The 17,816-nt window shown below is 68.9% G+C and carries 16 protein-coding genes; 8 read left to right on the forward strand and 8 right to left on the reverse strand.

Annotation, left to right across the window (positions count from 1 at the left end):
• Positions 1-105: 105 nt before the first annotated feature.
• The gene (locus C5708_RS16750) at positions 106-1,323 is read right to left on the reverse strand and encodes an aspartate aminotransferase family protein (protein WP_242922870.1); all 1,218 of its coding nucleotides are present in this window, start codon (positions 1,321-1,323) and stop codon (positions 106-108) included.
• A gap of 186 nt (positions 1,324-1,509) precedes the next feature.
• On the opposite strand from C5708_RS16750, the gene C5708_RS16755 reads away from it, so the two are divergent.
• The gene (locus tag C5708_RS16755; RefSeq protein ID WP_242922872.1) at positions 1,510-1,929 is read left to right on the forward strand and encodes a YbaY family lipoprotein; all 420 of its coding nucleotides are present in this window, start codon (positions 1,510-1,512) and stop codon (positions 1,927-1,929) included.
• A 16-nt stretch (positions 1,930-1,945) separates the two neighbouring features.
• Here the strand turns inward: C5708_RS16755 and C5708_RS16760 are convergent, their stop codons facing one another.
• The gene (locus C5708_RS16760; RefSeq protein WP_242922874.1) at positions 1,946-2,779 is read right to left on the reverse strand and encodes an ABC transporter permease; all 834 of its coding nucleotides are present in this window, start codon (positions 2,777-2,779) and stop codon (positions 1,946-1,948) included.
• Between the two features lie 284 nt (positions 2,780-3,063).
• On the opposite strand from C5708_RS16760, the gene C5708_RS16765 reads away from it, so the two are divergent.
• On the forward strand, positions 3,064-3,579 hold the full coding sequence (locus C5708_RS16765) for a GcrA family cell cycle regulator (protein ID WP_242922876.1): 516 nt from the start codon (positions 3,064-3,066) through the stop codon (positions 3,577-3,579).
• Between the two features lie 141 nt (positions 3,580-3,720).
• Here C5708_RS16765 and phoB read toward each other — a convergent pair whose 3' ends face one another.
• The 3 genes from phoB to C5708_RS16780 form a co-directional block, all read right to left on the reverse strand.
• A complete protein-coding gene (gene phoB / locus C5708_RS16770; protein ID WP_242922878.1) occupies positions 3,721-4,410 on the reverse strand; it encodes a phosphate regulon transcriptional regulator PhoB in 690 nt (229 codons plus the stop codon).
• Positions 4,411-4,447: 37 nt separating this feature from the next.
• Positions 4,448-5,149 (reverse strand): phosphate signaling complex protein PhoU, encoded by a 702-nt coding sequence (phoU, locus tag C5708_RS16775; RefSeq protein WP_242922974.1) that lies wholly within the window; start codon positions 5,147-5,149, stop codon positions 4,448-4,450.
• A 143-nt stretch (positions 5,150-5,292) separates the two neighbouring features.
• On the reverse strand, positions 5,293-6,765 hold the full coding sequence (locus tag C5708_RS16780; protein ID WP_242922880.1) for an ATP-binding protein: 1,473 nt from the start codon (positions 6,763-6,765) through the stop codon (positions 5,293-5,295).
• Between the two features lie 248 nt (positions 6,766-7,013).
• On the opposite strand from C5708_RS16780, the gene C5708_RS16785 reads away from it, so the two are divergent.
• Complete coding sequence (locus C5708_RS16785) at positions 7,014-8,570, forward strand: porin (protein WP_242922882.1); 1,557 nt, start codon at positions 7,014-7,016, stop codon at positions 8,568-8,570.
• Positions 8,571-8,599: 29 nt separating this feature from the next.
• Positions 8,600-9,652 carry a sulfate ABC transporter substrate-binding protein gene (locus tag C5708_RS16790; protein ID WP_242922884.1) on the forward strand — a complete coding sequence of 351 codons (1,053 nt, stop codon included), beginning with the start codon at positions 8,600-8,602 and terminating at the stop codon, positions 9,650-9,652.
• A gap of 89 nt (positions 9,653-9,741) precedes the next feature.
• Here the strand turns inward: C5708_RS16790 and C5708_RS16795 are convergent, their stop codons facing one another.
• On the reverse strand, positions 9,742-10,995 hold the full coding sequence (locus C5708_RS16795) for a dicarboxylate/amino acid:cation symporter (protein ID WP_242922886.1): 1,254 nt from the start codon (positions 10,993-10,995) through the stop codon (positions 9,742-9,744).
• A gap of 186 nt (positions 10,996-11,181) precedes the next feature.
• On the opposite strand from C5708_RS16795, the gene C5708_RS16800 reads away from it, so the two are divergent.
• Positions 11,182-13,260 carry a 3-hydroxyacyl-CoA dehydrogenase NAD-binding domain-containing protein gene (locus C5708_RS16800; protein ID WP_242922888.1) on the forward strand — a complete coding sequence of 693 codons (2,079 nt, stop codon included), beginning with the start codon at positions 11,182-11,184 and terminating at the stop codon, positions 13,258-13,260.
• A 147-nt stretch (positions 13,261-13,407) separates the two neighbouring features.
• Here the strand turns inward: C5708_RS16800 and C5708_RS16805 are convergent, their stop codons facing one another.
• The gene (locus C5708_RS16805; protein ID WP_242922889.1) at positions 13,408-13,815 is read right to left on the reverse strand and encodes a DoxX family protein; all 408 of its coding nucleotides are present in this window, start codon (positions 13,813-13,815) and stop codon (positions 13,408-13,410) included.
• A 128-nt stretch (positions 13,816-13,943) separates the two neighbouring features.
• Here C5708_RS16805 and C5708_RS16810 point away from each other — a divergent pair, with 128 nt between their 5' ends.
• The 3 genes from C5708_RS16810 (at position 13,944) to C5708_RS16820 (ending at position 17,137) form a co-directional block, all read left to right on the forward strand.
• On the forward strand, positions 13,944-15,374 hold the full coding sequence (locus C5708_RS16810; RefSeq protein ID WP_242922890.1) for an amidase: 1,431 nt from the start codon (positions 13,944-13,946) through the stop codon (positions 15,372-15,374).
• Between the two features lie 14 nt (positions 15,375-15,388).
• On the forward strand, positions 15,389-16,642 hold the full coding sequence (locus C5708_RS16815; protein WP_242922891.1) for a serine hydrolase domain-containing protein: 1,254 nt from the start codon (positions 15,389-15,391) through the stop codon (positions 16,640-16,642).
• Positions 16,643-16,723: 81 nt separating this feature from the next.
• Entirely contained in the window at positions 16,724-17,137 is a 414-nt protein-coding gene (locus C5708_RS16820) for a hypothetical protein (protein WP_242922892.1), read from the forward strand.
• Positions 17,138-17,212: 75 nt separating this feature from the next.
• Here the strand turns inward: C5708_RS16820 and C5708_RS16825 are convergent, their stop codons facing one another.
• Positions 17,213-17,815, reverse strand: a complete 603-nt coding sequence (locus C5708_RS16825; RefSeq protein WP_242922893.1) for a GNAT family protein — start codon at positions 17,813-17,815, stop codon at positions 17,213-17,215.
• Position 17,816 lies beyond the last annotated feature (1 nt).

Raw genomic sequence — 17,816 nt, forward strand, 5'->3', positions numbered from 1 at the left:
ATGGTTCCCCTGGACCGTTCATCCCGCCGGGGCGGGGCCCAGGACGGCCGGACGCCAGCGCCCGGCCCCAGGCTCCCGCCTACGCGGAAACGAGCGGAAGATGGATCAGGCCGCGGCCGCCTTGCGGGCGGCTTCGCAGGCCAGTTCGAACTTGGCGATGGCTTCCTGAGCCTCGTCGAGGGTCAGGTTCAACGGCGGCAGCAGGCGCACGCAGTTGTCGCCGCCGCCGGCGACCAGCAGCTTCTGGTCTCGGGCCAGGGCCATGAACTCGCGGTTGTTGGGGATCAGCTTGACGCCGATCAGCAGGCCCTTGCCGCGGACGTCGGCGACGATGTCCGGGAAACGGTCCTTGAGGCCGTTGAGCTGCTGGGTGAAGTAGCCGGCGACGGTCTTCACGTTGTCGAGCAGCTCGGGCGTGTTGATCTCGCCGAAGGCGGCGAGGCCGACGGCCATGGCCAGAGGGTTGCCGCCGAAGGTCGAGCCGTGGGCCCCGACCGTCATGCCCTTGGCCGCCTCGGCCGTGGCCAGGCAGGCGCCGATCGGGAAGCCGCCGCCCAGGGCCTTGGCCACCGCCATGATGTCGGGCGCGACGCCGTCGGCCCACTCATAGGCGAACAGCTTGCCGGTGCGGCCCATGCCGCATTGCACTTCGTCGAAGATCAGCAGCACGCCGGCCTCGGTGCACAGACGGCGCAGCTCGACCAGCTGGGCCTCGGACAGCGCCCGCGCCCCGCCCTCGCCCTGGACCGGCTCGACGATCACGCCGGCGCAGGTCGGCGACTTGACCGCCTCGGCCAGGGCTTCGAAGTCGCCGAACTTGAGCTGGACGTAGCCGGGCAGGCGCGGGCCGAAGCCTTCCAGATAGGCGGCGTTGCCCGAGGCGTTGACCGCGGCGTAGGAGCGGCCGTGGAACGAGCCGTCGAAGCCGACGATGTCGATGCGCTCCGGCTGGCCGTTGGCCGCGTGATACTTGCGCGCCGTCTTCAGGGCGCACTCGATGGCCTCGGTGCCGGAATTGCCGAAGAACACCACGTCGGCGAAGGTCGCCGCGCACAGCTTGTCGGCCAGGGCTTCCTGCTGCGGGATGCGGAAGATGTTGGAGACGTGCCAGAGCTTTTCGCCCTGGTCCTTCAGCGCCTTGACCAGCGCCGGGTGGGCGTGGCCCAGCCCGTCGGTCGAGATGCCCGCCACGCAGTCGAGATAGGCCTCGCCGTCGGTGGAGAACAGTCGCGCGCCCTCGCCTCGCTCGAACGCCAGCGGGGCGCGGTTGTAGACGCCCATGATGTGCTGTTGCGACGCGGACGGGGACTGCTGGTTCGCCATGACGGCCTCCCAAAAGCGTAAGTCCCCGAGGCGCGCTGGAGCGGGCTGTTCGGGGACGGGAAGGCCTGGGTTTCTCGGGCTTTGCGGGCGTTCTGTCAATCGTAACGGCGTTACAGAAAGCCCCTCGGGTTGATCGCCGCGCCTCGCGGGGCCAGGATCGCTCCGCAACGTTGCCAGGAGGACACGATGAAACTTCCCCGCGTGCTCGTTCCCGTCGCCGCCCTGACCGCCCTCGCCGCCTGCGAGACGGCCGCCCCGCCGCCGGCCAAGACCGCCGCCGTCACCGGCAGCGTCACCTATCGCGAGCGCATCCTTCTGGCTCCGCCGGCGCGGGTGACCGTGACCCTGTCTGACGTGTCGCTGATGGACGCCCCGTCCAAGACCATCGCGACCCAGACCATCGACGGCGTCCAGTCCGGCCCAGTGAACTTCCGGCTGGACTACGACCCGGCCAGGATCGTCCCGAACCACGACTACGCCGTGTCGGCCCGCTTCGAGGTCGGGGGCAAGCTGCGGTTCATCACCGACACCCGCTATTCGGTGATCACGCGCGGCGCGCCGACGCGGGTGGACATGGTCGCCGTGGCGGTGACGCCGTCGCCGTGAGGATCGCGCCCCGCCGTCAGCTCTTCAGCCGGTAACCGATCCGGAACAGCCGCCAGCACGTCAGGGCCAGGATGACCGCCAGGCCGCCGGTCATCGCCACGCCGATGGCCAGGGAGCCGTCGGCCAGGCCGATGAAGCCGTAGCGGAACCCGTCGATCAGATAGAAGAACGGGTTGAAGTGGGTGATGGCGCGGAACGGCTCGGGCAGCTTGTCGACCAGATAGAAGGTGCCCGACAGGAAGGTCATCGGCATGACGATGAAGTTGGTCACCGCCGCCAGGTGGTCGAACTTCTCGGACCACAGGCCGGCCATGATCCCCACGAGGCCGAGCAGCAGCGAGGCGATGAAGCCGAAATAGATCACCGCCCAGGGATGGGCGACGTGGAACTGGGCGAACGGCCACACTGCGACCGCCGTCACCGCCCCGACGAACACCCCGCGCGTGGCCGCGCCGAGGGCGAAGGCGGTCACCTGCTCGACCGGGGCCAGCGGGGGCGTCAGGAAGTCGGGGGTCAGGCCCATGATCTTGGCCTGGATCAGCGACGAGGACGAGTTGGCGAAGGCGTTGTTGAGGATGGCCATCATGATCAGGCCGGGCGCGACGAACTGCGCGAAGGGCGCGCCCTCCACGGGCGGACGCGATCCCTTCATGGCCACGACGAAGACCAGCATGTAGAGAAGCGTCGTCACCACCGGGGCGGCGACGGTCTGCATGCCGACCTTCCAGAAGCGGCGCACTTCCTTGACGTAGAGCGTGCGCAGGCCCGTCCAGTTGACGCCGTGATAGTCGCGGGGCGCGGGCGGGATGACGGCGGACGGAAGCGCGTCCTGGGCGGGCATGTCCTTCATGCGCCGTGATGTGCGCCGTCGCAGGCCCGGCCGCAAGCCCCCGCGCCCTCCGGGGCGACACCTTTCCCGCGCCGCGCACGGCGCGGGGCCGACATCGTCTCCGGCCGATTAATCAAGATGTTGATCCTGTGGATGGATCGAACGGCGCCTATTGTGTCTCTTAAGGGAAGGTTTACGATTAGTGGTAGGTCGCACGGCCCCACGGACGGCGCGACACAAGATGTAGGAAGGCCGTTCGGACCGACGGGTCCGAGCCGCCCGCCTATCGGGCCGGAGAGTTGACGATGAGCTGGACAGACGAACGCGTTTCGACCCTGAAGAAGCTGTGGCTGGACGGCCTGTCCGCCAGCCAGATCGCCAAGCAATTGGGCGGGGTGACCCGCAACGCCGTGATCGGCAAGGTTCACCGCCTAGGCCTGTCGGGCCGCGCCGCGCCGTCGCAACCGACGCGCCCAGTGTTCAAGGCCCCGCGACCGGCGCGCCCGCCGGTCGCCGCCGCCCCGGCGCGTCCGCGCCCGGTGGCCGAGCCGGCCGCCATCGCGCCGGCTCCGGCGCCGCGCCCGGCCTTCTACGCCGAGGAGCCCGGTTCGGCGACGGTGCTGACCCTCGGGGCGCACATGTGCAAGTGGCCGATCGGCGACCCCTCCAGCGACGGCTTCACCTTCTGCGGACGGCGCACCGGCGCCGAGGGCCCCTACTGCGTCGAGCACGCCCGGGTGGCCTATCAGCCGCAACAGAAGAAGGCCGGGACGCGCGGCGGCGCCTCCGACCTGGCCCGCTCGCTGCGGCGCTACATCTAGATTTCAGCCGACCGGTTCAACGGGGAGCGTAGAGGAGGCGATCGGCCCACGGCCGGTCGCCTTCTTCTTTTGGGGCGTCGGTCAGGGCGCCGCGGGCGGCCGGAACCGCGGGGCCCCGGGCGCGGCCGCCCTCTCGGAGCCTCAGCCCTCGACGTCCAGGGAATAGCCGGCCGAGCGCACGGTGCGGATGGGGTCGTCGTCCACCGCCTGGTTAAGCGCCTTGCGCAGGCGGCCGATATGCACGTCGACGGTGCGCGCCTCGACATAGACGTCCGAGCCCCAGACGGCGTCGAGCAGCTGTTCGCGGCTGAACACTCGGCCGGGATGCTGCATCAGGTAGTCCAGCAGGCGGAACTCGGTCGGCCCGAGGTGGATCTCCTTGCCGGCCCGCTTCACCCGGTGGGCGACGCGGTCGATGACGATGTCGCCGTGGCGGATGCGGTCGTCGGCGAGGCCCGGGCGGATGCGGCGCAGCACCGCCCGGATGCGGGCGGTCAGCTCGGTCATCGAGAACGGCTTGACGATGTAGTCGTCGGCGCCGGTGTCGAGGCCGCGGATGCGGTCGCTTTCTTCACCGCGGGCGGTGAGCATGATGATCGGGATGTTGCGCGTCTCGGCGCGGTTGCGCAGCCGGCGGCAGACCTCGATGCCCGACACCTTGGGCAGCATCCAGTCCAGCACGATCAGGTCGGGCATCTGCTCGTCGACCTGCATCAGCGCCTCCTCGCCGTCCGAGGCGAGCGAGACGCGGTAGCCTTCCTTGTCAAGATTGTAGTGCAGCAAGGTCGCCAGGGCGTCCTCGTCCTCGACCACAAGCACGTACGGGGTCACAGAGGCCCTCCAGGTCTCGGGAAATCAGGCCCGCGCGTCAGTTCGGCGTGGCCAGGGCGTCCCACTTCGGACGCTCGGAAGAGATCAGGTCGCCGCCGGTGATCTCGAAATGGACGATCTCGGCGATGTTGGTGGCGTGGTCGCCGATCCGCTCCAGGTTCTTGGCGGCGAACAGCAGGTGCGTGCACGGCCCGATGGTGCGCGGATCGCCCATCATGTAGGTCAGCAGCTCGCGGAACAGGCTGTTGTAGTGCTCGTCGACCTCCTGGTCGCGCTGCCACACGGCCACGGCCCGGTCGAGGTCGCCGGTGGTGTAGGCGTCGAGGACGTCCTTGAGGCGGGCGGCCACCAGCCGGCCCATCCGCTCGATGGAGCGGGTCAGGGCGATCATCGGCTCGGCGTCGGCGGTGATCAGGGCCCGCTTGGCGATGTTCTTGGCCAGGTCGCCGCAACGTTCGAGATTGGACGAGATCTTCATCGCCGCCACGGTGCGGCGCAGGTCGTGCGCCATCGGCTGGCGCAGGGCGATCAGGCGGATGACCTTCTTCTCGATCTCGGCGTCCAGCGCGTCGAGGCGGACGTCGCGGTCGATGACCGACTGGGCCAGGGGCACGTCGCGGCGGACGATGGCGTCGATGGCGTCGGAGACCTGGGCCTCGGCCAGACCGCCCATGCGCGCCACTTCGGCGGTCAGGTGGTTCAGTTCGTCCTCGAAGGACTTCACCGTGTGCTCGGTCATATCAGCGGACCCCATGGTTGAAGCTCCTCCCTGCCGCTCGCCGGCCTCGCGCGCAGCGGGGAAGTCCAACGACGATCAGGGCGCCGAAGCCCCCTATATCGACTGCGCTTGTGCCCGTCGAACGCTGCTTCCCTACGACAGTTTTACGACACTTTTGTTGCGCCGACACCCGCCACGCCGCCGGGCGGAGGGGCGGTTTCGACGCCAGCGGCGGGGCGCGCCGGCTCGGCCTCAGCGCAGGCGGTGGGGAAGTAGGCGATGAAGCTGGCGCCGTTGCCTTCCAGGCTTTCGACCGCCAGGCCGCCGCGATGGCGGTTCATGATGTGCTTGACGATGGCCAGGCCGAGACCGGTGCCCAGCCGCTCGCCGCTCTTCTGGCCCTCGACCCGGTAGAACCGCTCGGTCAGGCGCGGCAGATGCTCGCGGGCGATGCCCGGCCCCCGGTCGGTGACCCGCACCGCCACATAGCGTTGGTGCGGCGCCTCGTCCGGCATGACCAGCGACAGGCGCGAGGCCTGGGCGGCGCGCAGGGCGATGGCCGTCTCGACGCTCTGCCCCGCCGAGACCTCGACCTCGACGATGGCGTCAGCCGGCGAGTATTTGACGGCGTTGTCGGCGAGGTTCTGGATCACCTGCACCATCTGGTCGCGGTCGCCGGCGGCGATGGCCACCCCGCGCGAGGGCGCGCGCACCTCCAGCGCCACCCGCTTCTGGCGCGCCAGGGGCTGGAGGGCGTCGATGACGTCGGTGGCCGCCAGGGCCATGTCGACCCGGCCGTGCGGGACGATGTGCTCGTTCAGCTCGATGCGCGACAGGCTCATCAGGTCGTCGATAAGGCGCGACATCCGCTCGGCCTGGGCCGACATGATGGCCAGGAAGCGGTCGCGGGCGACGGCGTCGTCCTTGGCGTGGCCGCGCAGGGTCTCGATGAAGCCGGCCAGGGAGGCCAGCGGCGTGCGCAGCTCGTGGCTGGCGTTGGCCAGGAAGTCGGCCCGCGTACGCTCGCTGCGGCGCGCGTCGGTCTCGTCGCGCAGCAGCAGCAGCGCCAGCCGCGAGCCGTCGGCCGCCGGCTGCAACGGGCGGGTCAGCGCCTTCCACACCCGCTCCTGGGCGCCGGCCGTCTCATAGGCCGCCTCGCCCGGCACGCCGCCGAACAGGCTCTCGTCGACCGCCTCCAGCACCTCGGGATTGCGGATGGCGGTGACCAGCAGGGCGCGGTCGCCGGAGATGCGGAACAGCTCGCGGGCGGCGGCGTTGGCCAGCACGAACCGCCGGCCGGCCAGGTCGTCGGCCTCCTGCGCCGCGATGACCATCAGGGGCTCGGGCAGGCTCTCCAGGACGGCGCCGAAGGCGGGCGTGCGGTCGAAGCTCGGCGTTTCGGGGGACGGCTCGGCCGGGCGGGTCTCGGCGTCCTCGCGCAGGCTGCGGGCGGTCAGCGCCGCCGCCAGCATGGCCACGGCCGCCGCCGCCGCCACGGCGGCGCCGGGCTTGGTCTCGCCGACGACGCCCAGGGCCAGCAGCAGCGCCGAGGCCGCCGCGCCGGTGAGGGCGACGCGCCAGGGCGTGCGTGCGCGCCTGGACGGCGCCACCGGCGACGGCGACTGAAGCAGCGGCATGGAAGGACCCGACTCTCCGAATCAGCTGGGAATGAAGCGCCCGATCATCAGACCACGCACTTATGGCGCCGACGTGTGGCGCCCCGGTGACGAGATCGCCAGTCCCAACCGCGCCGAAGAACATTGTGCTGTGAGTTTCTCTAAAGCCTCAGAAATACAATCTCTATGGTTCTAATCGATTTTGTCGACTTCACTGACGCTGTCGCCCGACGGACCGCCGCCGGCGCGACGCCAGGGGGGAGACTTCATTGACCAAGGCCGAGACACACCGAACTCTATTCGCCGGCGCCCTGTCGGCGCTCTTGCTGTCCACGGTCTCGACCGCGGCCCTGGCCGAAGCCGCGCCGGGCCGCGACGCTCCGATCAGGACCGCGCCGGCCACGCCCGCCGCCGGCCCGGCCGACGAGCGCGACGCCCGCATCGCCGCCCTCAACGCCCAGGTCGAGGCGCTGCGGGCGCAGATCGCGACCCTGGCCGAGCAGATCGGCGACCTCAAGGTCTCGACCGCCGCCAACATCAAGGACGTGCGCGCCGCCCAGGCCGTCACCACCGTCAGCATCGCCGCGGGCAAGCCGACCATCGCCTCGGGCGACGGCGCCTTCTCGGCCACCCTGCACGGCGTCATGCAGCTCGACGCCGCCAACTACTACCAGGACGACCACCCGCCGCCGAGCGTGACGGCGCGCGACCTCAACAGCGGCACCAACTTCCGCCGCGCCCGCATCGGCATAGACGGCAAGGTGTTCGGCGACTGGGACTACAACCTGCTGTTCGATTTCGGCGGGTCGGGCGCCGAGGACGCCGGCCGCATCCACGAGCTGTGGGTGCAGTATTCCGGCTTCAAGCCGCTGAAGGTCCGCGTCGGGGCGTTTCCGCCGTCCCTGGGCCTGGAGGACGCGGCCTCGACCAACGGCCAGCTGTTCCTCGAGCGGCCGTCCATCGCCGAGATCGCCCGGGTGCTGGCCGGCGGCGACACCCGGGTCGGCGCCCAGCTGTTCGGCTATGGCGACCGCTGGTTCGCCGCCGCCGCAGTGACCGGCAACACCATCTCGACCCTGAACACCCAGGCCACCAGCTTCACCGCGCCCACCTTCGACGAGCAGCTCGGCTTCACCGCCCGCGTCGCCGGCACGCCGCTGCGGGGCTACGACTGGCTGGTGCACGTCGGCGTCAACGCCAGCTACGTGGCCACGCCGGCCGACCTGGGATCGGCCGCGGCGGTGCGCTACGCCCTGCAGCTGCGCGACCGGCCCGAGCTGCGCGTCGACGGGACGCGGCTGATCGACACCGGTCAGATCGACACCAAGAGCGCCCGTCACTGGGGCCTGGAGCTGGCCGCCCAGAAACAGAATTTCTACGCCGAGGCCGAATACTTCGACATCGCGTTGGACCGGCGCAACGCCGCCGCCGGCGTCAGCAACCCGCAGTTCAGCGGCTGGTACGTCGAGGGCGGCTGGGTGCTGACCGGCGAGGCGCGCAAGTACAACACCGCCACCGCCGCCTTCGACGCGCCCTCGGTGACCAACGTCTTCGATCCCAGGAAGCGCCATTGGGGGGCCGTCGAACTGGCCGCCCGCTATTCGACCGCCGACCTCAACTATCATGGCGACGCCGCCCTGGCGGCCGACCGCGTGCGCGGCGGTCAGCAGGACATCTGGTCGGTCGGCGTGAACTGGTTCCCCAACTCGGCCGTTAAGTTCATGCTGGAATACCTGGACGTCAGCATCGACCGGAAGAACAGCGCCGGTCTGACGTTGGGCCAGGATTACCAAGCGATCGCGGCGCGTTCCCAAGTGGCTTTCTGATCCGGCCCGCTCATCCAGGACCCTTTCCCATGACACAAGATGCCAACCTTCATTCCCGCCGCCGCCTGCTCGGCATCGCCGCCGCCGGCGCCGGCGCGGCGGCCGTCCCGACCCTGATCGGCGGGCGGGCCCTGGCCCAGGCGCCCAAGGCCGTGACCCTGCTCAACGTCAGCTACGACCCGACGCGCGAGCTCTACAAGGACATCAACGCCGCCTACGCCAAGTACTGGAAGGAGAAGGTCGGCCAGGACATCGTCATCAACCAGAGCCACGGCGGCTCGGGCAAGCAGGCCCGCTCGGTGATCGACGGCCTGCAGGCCGACGTCGTCACCCTGGCCCTGGCCTACGACATCGACGAGATCGCCGCCAAGGCCAAGCTGCTGCCGGCCGACTGGCAGTCGCGCCTGCCCGTCAACTCCACGCCCTACACCTCGACCATCGTGTTCCTGGTCAAGAAGGGCAATCCCTGGAAGATCCGCGACTGGGGCGACCTGATCAAGCCGGGGATCGAGGTCATCACGCCGAACCCCAAGACCTCGGGCGGCGCGCGCTGGAACTACCTGGCCGCCTGGGCCTGGGCGCTGAAGCAGCCCGGCGGCTCCGAGGCCACGGCCCGCGCCTACATCCAGAAGCTCTACAAGCAGGTGCCGGTGCTCGACACCGGCGCGCGCGGGGCCACCGTCACCTTCGCCCAGCGCGGCCTGGGCGACGTGCTGCTGGCCTGGGAGAACGAGGCCCACCTGGCGCTGGAGGAGTTCGGTCCCAAGTTCGACATCGTCACGCCGTCGCGCTCGATCCTGGCCGAACCGCCGGTGGCCTTGCTGGACAAGAACGTCGACCGCCACGGCACCCGCACGGTGGCGAGCGGCTATCTGAAGTTCCTCTACAGCCCGCTGGCCCAGGACCTTATCGGCAAGAACCACTACCGCCCGCGCGACCCCAAGGCCGCGGCCAAGTACGCCGCCAAGTTCCCGAACATCCCGCTGGCCACCATCAACGACACCTTCGGCGGCTGGCAAAAGGCCCAGAAGACCCACTTCGCCGACGGCGGCGTGTTCGACCAGATCTACAAGCCGACCTAGCGCATCCCTCGCGCATTTCCTCCCCGAAACGGCTTGTTGCTTGGGCCCCGGCGTCTCTCCTCCGCCGGGGCCTCTTTTTTGTCCCGAGGCTAGTCCTTGATCTCCTGCCCGGCCGGGACGGGGGGACCGAACTGGCCCTCCCACTTGCCGACCAGGGTGGCGGCCACCGAGTTGCCGACGACGTTGGTGGCCGAACGGCCCATGTCGAGGATGTGGTCGACGGCCAGGATCAGCAGCAGCCCCGCCTCCGGCAGCTTGAAGTAGGCCAGGGTGGCGGCGATCACCACCAGCGAGGCCCGCGGCACGCCGGCCATGCCCTTGGAGGTGATCATCAGCAGGGCCAGCATGGTGATCTGCTGGCCGAGCGTCAGGTTGATGCCGTAGGCCTGGGCGATGAACAGGGTCGCGAAGGTGCAGTACATCATCGACCCGTCCAGATTGAACGAGTAGCCGAGCGGCAGCACGAACGAGACGATGCGGCGCGAGACGCCGAAGCGTTGCAGGCCGTCGAGGATGCGCGGATAGGCCGCCTCGGAGCTGGCGGTCGAGAAGGCCAGCAGGGCCGGTTCGCGGATGACGTTGACCAGGCCGCCGACGCGCTTGCCGATGAACAGGGCGGCGACGCCGATCAGCAGCGCCCAAAGGATGCCGAGCGACAGGTAGAAGCCGCCGATGAACTTGGCGTAGGTGGCCAGGATGCCCAGCCCCTCGGTGGCGACGGTGGAGGCCAGCGCCGCGAAGATGGCGACCGGCGCGGTGGCCATCACGTAGCCGGTGATCTTGAGCATGACCTGGGCGATCTGCTCGGCCAGCGCCAGGATGGCCGGCGCGCGGTCCGACGTGGCGGCGATGGCCGTGCCGACGAAGATCGAGAACACCACGATCTGCAGGATCTCGTTGTCGGCCAGGGCCTTGACGATCGAGGTCGGCACCAGGTGGGCGACGAAGTCCTTGAGGGTCAGGCTGGCGGCCTTGACCGAGGCGGACGCCGCCTCCGGATTGGGCAGGGCGAGCCCGACGCCGGGCTTGAGCAGGTGCACCATCAGCAGGCCGATGGTCAGCGACACGATCGAGGCGGCGATGAACCAGCCCATGGTCTTGGCGCCGACCCGGCCGATGGAGGCGCTGTCCTCCATGTGGGCGATGCCGACCACCAGGGTCGAGAACACCAGCGGCCCGATGATCATCTTGATCAGCCGCAGGAACACCTCGGTGAGAATGCCCAGGCCGCCGGTGATGGATTTTATGTGGGCGGGGTCCGTCACGGTCTTGTTCAGGATGAAGCCGACGACGACGCCGGCGATCATGGCGAACAGGACCAGAAGGGTGAAACGGCGATTCATGCGGGGCCTTTTTGAGGTCGCGCGGCGGAATCGCCGGCGTTTTGACGGTGAAACCGGCAGTCTAGACACCGCCTTGCATGCGGGATCAACCGTTCGGCTGTGCCTCTCAAGACGCGCGAAGGGCTGGACACCTCACCCCGTTCGTGTTCGATCCCTGTCAAACAATCGTTCGATCGGGAGACGCCCATGACCGCCCTCAACGAAGTCGCCGACCTCTCCGCCGAGGGCGAGATCGCCGTCCTGACCCTGAACTCCCCGCCGGTGAACGCCCTGTCGGCGCCGGTGCGCGACGGGCTGGCCGAGGGCTTCAAGCGGGCGATCGCCGATCCGGCGGTCAAGGCGATCGTGCTGATCTGCGCCGGCCGCACCTTCATCGCCGGCGCCGACATCAGCGAGTTCGGCAAGGCCCCGAAGGGCGCGTCGCTATACGACGTGCAGGCGGTCATGGAAGGCTCGCCCAAGCCGATCGTCGCGGCCATCCACGGCACCGCCCTGGGCGGCGGCCTGGAGGTGGCGCTGACCGCCCACTATCGCGTGGCCGTCCCGTCGGCCAAGTGCGGCCTGCCGGAAGTCAATCTGGGCCTCTTGCCCGGCGCCGGCGGCACCCAGCGCCTGCCCCGCATCGTCGGCCCGGAAAAGGCCCTGGACATGATGACCAGCGGCGCGCACGTGCCGGCCAAGGCCGCCGCGGCCATGGGCCTGGTCGACGACCTGGCCGAGGAAGGCGAGCTGCGCGAGGCGGCGGTCGCCTTCGCCCGCAAGATCCTGGCCGAGAACCGCCCGCTGAAGAAGGTTCGCGACCTCAACGACAAGGTCGAGGCCGCCCGCGGCAAGCCTGAGATCTTCGCCGATTTCCGCAAGGCCAACGCCCGCAAGTTCCGCGGCTTCCTGGCCCCCGAATACAACATCCAGTGCGTCGAGGCGGCGGTGAACCTGCCGTTCGACGAGGGCCTGAAGGTCGAGCGCAAGCTGTTCCTGGAGCTGATGACCGGCGTGCAGTCGGCCGCCCAGCGCTACGCCTTCTTCGCCGAGCGCCAGGCCAACAAGATCCCCGACGTGCCGGAAGACACCCCGCTGATCCCGATCGCCAAGGTCGGCGTCATCGGCGCCGGCACCATGGGCGGCGGCATCTCGATGAACTTCCTCAACGCCGGCGTCCCGGTGCGCATCGTCGAGACCCAACAGGCGGCGCTCGACCGGGGCCTGGCCACCATCCGCAAGAACTACGAGAACACCGCCAAGAAGGGCCGCCTGACTGAGGACGAGGTCGAAAAGCGCATGGGCCTGTTGTCGGGCTCGCTGAACCTCGAAGACCTGGCCGACTGCGACCTGATCATCGAGGCCGTGTTCGAGAACATGGACATCAAGAAGGACGTGTTCGGCAAGCTGGACAAGATCGCCAAGCAAGGCACCATCCTGGCCTCCAACACCTCCTATCTGAACGTCGACGAGATCGCCGCCGCCACCAGCCGGCCGGAAAGCGTCATCGGCCTGCACTTCTTCTCGCCGGCCAACGTCATGCGCCTCTTGGAGATCGTCCGCGGCGAGGCGACCTCCAAGCCGGTGATCGCCACCTCGATGAAGCTGGCCAAGACCATCGGCAAGGTCGGCGTGCTGGTCGGCGTCTGCCCCGGCTTCGTCGGCAACCGCATGCTGTCGCAGCGCCAGCGCGAGGCGAACAAGCTGATCCTCGAAGGGGCCATGCCCTGGGACGTCGACCGCGTGCTCTACGACTTCGGCTTCCCGATGGGGCCGTTCGCCATGAGCGACCTGGCCGGCCTCGACATCGGCTGGTCGAAGGAGAAGTCGTCGTCCTCGACCATCCGCGAAGTGCTGTGCGAGATGGACCGTCGCGGCCAGAAGACCGGCGCCGGCTTCTACGACTACGACGAGAACCGCGCCGCCAAGCCCTCGCCGATCACCGAGCAGACCATCAAGGACTTCGCCGCCAAGTCGGGCGTCAACCAGCGCACGATCAGCGACGAGGAGATCCTCGAACGCTGTGTTTATCCAATGATCAACGAGGGCGCGAAGATCCTCGAAGAGGGCAAGGCCATCCGCGCTTCGGACATCGATACGGTGTGGATCAACGGCTACGGCTGGCCGGTCTATCGCGGCGGCCCGATGTTCTACGGCGACACCGTCGGCCTCGATAAGGTCCTGGCCAAGATGAAGCAGTTCCAGGCCGAGATGGGCGATGACTTCAAGCCGTCCGCCCTGCTGGAGAAGCTCGTCGCCGAGGGCAAGGGCTTCAAGGACCTGTAGAGACCAGTCCTCCCCCGCTCAGCGGGGGAGGGGGACCATGCGCAGCATGGTGGCGGGGGCGCGACCGGGCTCAGAGCTGGCGGACGCCCCCTCCACCGCAAGCGGTCCCCCTCCCCCATACGCTTTGCTATGGGGGAGGACGCGTCGTCACCGCACCTTGCGCGCCCAGGCGTCCAGGCTCCACGGCCCAGCGCCGGCCGCCGCGAGGAACAGGAACAGGAAGCAATAGAGGATCGCCGGCTCGCCGCCGTTGAGGGCCGGATAGAAACCCTTCGGATAGTGGGCGATGAAATAGGCGAAGGCCATCTGGCCCGACAGGATGAACGCCGCCGGCCGCGTGAACAGGCCGACCGCGATCAGCGCGCCGCCGACCAGCTCCAGCACCCCGGCCGCGCCGATCATCGAGGCCAGCCGCACGTGGCCGAACATGTCGGACGGCGGGAAGTTCAGCAGCTTCATCGTGCCGTGTTCGAGATAGAGCAGCCCGGCGACCAGCCGCAGCACGCTCATCAGGCGCGGCGCCCAGGCGCCGAGAATTCCGGATCTGGCGGCCATGACCGCTCCTTTGGCTGTGACTCGCCCGCCCAGGCTGCCCCGGAAACACGGCCCTTGCCAGAGGCGAGGTCGGCGCCCGACGATGCCTGCGCGAGCGTTCGACAGAAACGCCGGCATGGGAGGACATCGTGGCTTTCAAGGAGTACGCGCAGTACGACGGCCTGGGTCTGGCCGCTTTGGTGAAGAAGAAGCAGGTGTCGCCGGCCGAGCTGGTCGAGGCGGCGATCGAACGGATCGAGGCCCACAACGGCAAGCTGAACGCCGTCGTCCACAAGGCCTATGACGAGGCGCGCAGGACCGCCGCCGCCGCCCTGCCCGACGGGCCGTTCAAGGGCGTGCCGTTCCTGATCAAGGACCTGGGCCAGCAGGTGGCCGGCTGGCCGCGCACCTCCGGCAGCCGCTTCGTCGGCGACGTGGTCGATGCGGCCGACACCGAGCTGGTCCGCCGCTACCGCGACGCCGGCGTGGTGCTGCTGGGCAAGACCAACACACCCGAGTTCGGCATCACCGGCGTCACCGAGGGCGCCTTCCTCGGCCCCTGCCGCAATCCGTGGAACCCCGACCATGTCTCCGGCGGCTCGTCCGGCGGGGCGGCGTCGGCCACCGCCTCGGGCATGGTGCCCCTGGCCCACGCCAGCGACGGCCTGGGCTCGATCCGCATCCCCGCCGCCTGCTGCGGCCTGTTCGGCATGAAGACCACCCGCGACCGCAACCCCAACGGCGCCGACGACTATGAGCGGGCGATCGGCTTCTCGGTCGACCACGTGGTCAGCCGCACCGTGCGCGACTCGGCCGCCATGCTCGACGCCACCGGCTATCCGGAGGCGGCCAGCCCCTACGCCCCGCCCCCCAAGACCGGCCCCTATCTGGAAGAGATCAAGTGGAGCCCGCGCCGGCTGAAGATCGCCTGGAGCGGCGAGACGCCCAGCGGCCGGCCGGTCGACCCCGAGGTCCAGGCGGCGCTGGAGGCGACCGTCGACCTGCTGAGGTCGCTGGGCCACGAGGTGGTCCCCAAGGGTCTGGGGGTCGACTACCGCACGCTCTACCGGGCCCAGGCCTATGTTTCGGGCGCCAACTTCGCCGCCAGCATGCGCCGGATGGTCGAGGCCAAGGGCCGCGAGCCGGCCCCCGACGAGCTTGAGGCCCTGACCTGGGCCAATCTGGAGGCCGGCCGGCGCGCCACCGGCGAGCAGGCCATGTGGGGCTGGCAGCAGCTTCGCCTGATGAACCGCCAGATCCTGGCTTTGTTCGAGACCTACGACGTGTTCCTGAGCCCGGTGCTGGGGACCCTGGTCCCCGCCGTCGGCCACATCGACCCGGCCAATGTCGAGCCCAAGGAGGTCGGCAAGCGCCAGGGCGCGGCCTTCCCGTTCACGCCGCCGTTCAACTTCACCGGCCAGCCGTCGATGTCGGTCCCGCTTCACATGTCGCAATCGGGCCTGCCCATCGGCATGATGTTCACCGGCCGCTACGCCGACGAGGCCACCCTGTTCCGCCTGGCCGCCCAGCTCGAGGCCGAAACGCCTTGGGCCGGCCGCCATCCCCCCGTCTGGGGCTAGTTCTGGAGTTGATGATGTCGCATCGCAGTCGCGCCCCCGCCGCCGCCCCGCCCGAGACCGTGGGCCTCTCCGCCGAGCGCCTAGGGCGCCTCGATGACCTGCTGCAGACCCGCTATATCGACCCGGGCCGGTTCCCCGGGACCCAGACCCTGGTCTATCGCCGCGGCAAGATCGCCCACCACAGCGTGCAGGGCCTGGCCGACGTCGAGCGCAAGACGCCGCTGAAGGAAGACACGATCTTCCGCATCTATTCGATGACCAAGCCGATCACCTCGGTGGCGTTCATGATGCTGGTCGAGCAGGGGCTGGTGGCGCTGGACGATCCGGTCCACCGCTTCATCCCCGAATGGAAAAACCTGGGCGTCTACAACGGCGGCTTCATGGAGACCTTCCAGACCCGGCCGACCAATCGGCCGATGCAGATGGTCGACCTTTTGCGCCACACCGCCGGCCTCACCTACGGCTTCCAGCAGCGGACCAATGTCGACGCCGCCTATCGCAAGCTGAAGATCGGCGAAATCGAGAAGGCCGGCACCATGGACAGCATGATCGAGGGGCTGTCCAAGCTGCCGCTGGAATTCTCGCCGGGCGAGGCGTGGAACTATTCGGTCGCCACCGACGTGCTCGGCTATCTGGTGCAGAAGATCAGCGGCCAGAAGTTCGAGGACTTCCTCAAGCAGCACATCTTCGCGCCCCTCGGCATGGACGACACCGCCTTCTTCGTGCCGCCGGAAAAGGCCCATCGCTTCGCCGCCTGCTATGCGGCCACGCCCAAGGGCGGCCTGGCGCTGCAGGACGACCCGGCCAAGAGCCCCTATCTCGAACCGCCCAGCTTCATTTCCGGCGGCGGCGGCCTGGTCTCGACCACGGCCGACTACCTGGCCTTCTGCCGCATGCTGCTGAACGGCGGCGAGCTGGACGGCGCGCGCCTGCTCAGCCCCAAGACCATCGCCCTGATGACCGCCAACCACCTGCCGGGAAACGCCGACCTGACCGAGATGTCGATGTCGCTGTTCAGCGAAGCGGCCTACCAGGGCGTCGGCTTCGGCCTGGGCTTCTCGACCACCATGCACCCGGCCAGGACCCTGATCCCCGGCACGGCCGGCGACTATTCCTGGGGCGGGGCGGCGACCACCTCGTTCTGGATCGACCCGAAGGAGGAGCTGATCGTCATCTTCATGACCCAGGTCCTGCCGTCGTCGGCCTATCCGGTGCGGCGCGAGCTGCGCACCCTGGTCTATTCGGCGTTCACCGAGAGCGACGCTTAAGCTGGAGCGCCCCTCCCCGCCATCACGGGAGGGGCGCCTACGCTCTTCTAAAAGTGCGCCGGTTTGCCGGCTTCGAGATTGATGCTGAGGGCGATTTGCGACCTGTCGGCCATTGGTCAGGAGAGCTACGAAGACGCTCAGATGAAAATGTTGCTGCTGATCGCCGCTGCGAGCCTATTCGCTTTCGTCGAAATGGGTGAAGCGAGCGCTTCGATTACCTGTCCTCGCACCGAAGGCTACGTACAGGGGCCGTTCGCCGGCACTCAAAGCGCCGCTCGGCGGCTATTCTCCACCTATCGGTCCAACATTGGACGATCGCCGAAGAGGTCCGACGAGTTTATTGTTCGCGTCGATGATGCTGGAGACCATTGGGAAGTCTGCGAGAGCCGCGCATTGCCGGGCGGGCGCGGCGGCACGGTCAACATCTGCATGGGCTTAGGTATGTCGATAGACAAATGCACTGGCGCGGTGCGGGGGGCGACGAACGTCCGCTAACCACCTGCACCGCTCTCCAGCTGGGGCGCGATCGGAAATCGCACCCTGAACGGTCCGCGGAGCGCCTCCGCTCTCCTAAACGAAGTCTTCGGTCAGGCGGTAATCCAGCCGCTGCTGCACGCCCGGCCAGTCGAGGTCGGTGATCGAGAACACCGCCGTGTCGCGGACATAGCCGGTCCAGGTGATCTTGTGCCGGCGCAGCACGCCTTCCTTCTCGCCGCCCAGCTTCTCGACGGCGGCCTGGCTGCGGGCGTTGCGCAGGTCGATCTGGAACTCCACGCGGATGGCGCCGGAGCCGAAGGCATGGGCCAGCAGCAGGCGCTTGGATTCCGGATTGACCGGCCCGGAGCGTACGTCCGGGTGCAGGAAGGTCGCCCCCACCTCGACGCCGCGATGCAGGCGGCGGATGTTGAGCAGGCTGGTGGTGCCGACCACCCGCCCGTCCGACAGGCGGCGGACGGCGTAGACGATGCGCTCGCCCCGGCGGCTCTCGCCCACGGCTGCGCCCCACCAGTCCTCGAAGCCCTCGCCGCAGCCGTTGATCGACATGATCTCCCAGGCCTCGGGATCGCAGTTCAGGGCCGCCTGCAGCTCGGGCCGCAGGGCGTCCTGGCTCTCGGGGATGACGGGTTCGAGCCGCACGTGGCGGCCGACAAGGGGGCGAATCTCGATGTTCATG

It is taken from the genome of Caulobacter sp. CCUG 60055 (assembly GCF_022750545.1).
Classification (GTDB): domain Bacteria; phylum Pseudomonadota; class Alphaproteobacteria; order Caulobacterales; family Caulobacteraceae; genus PUIC01.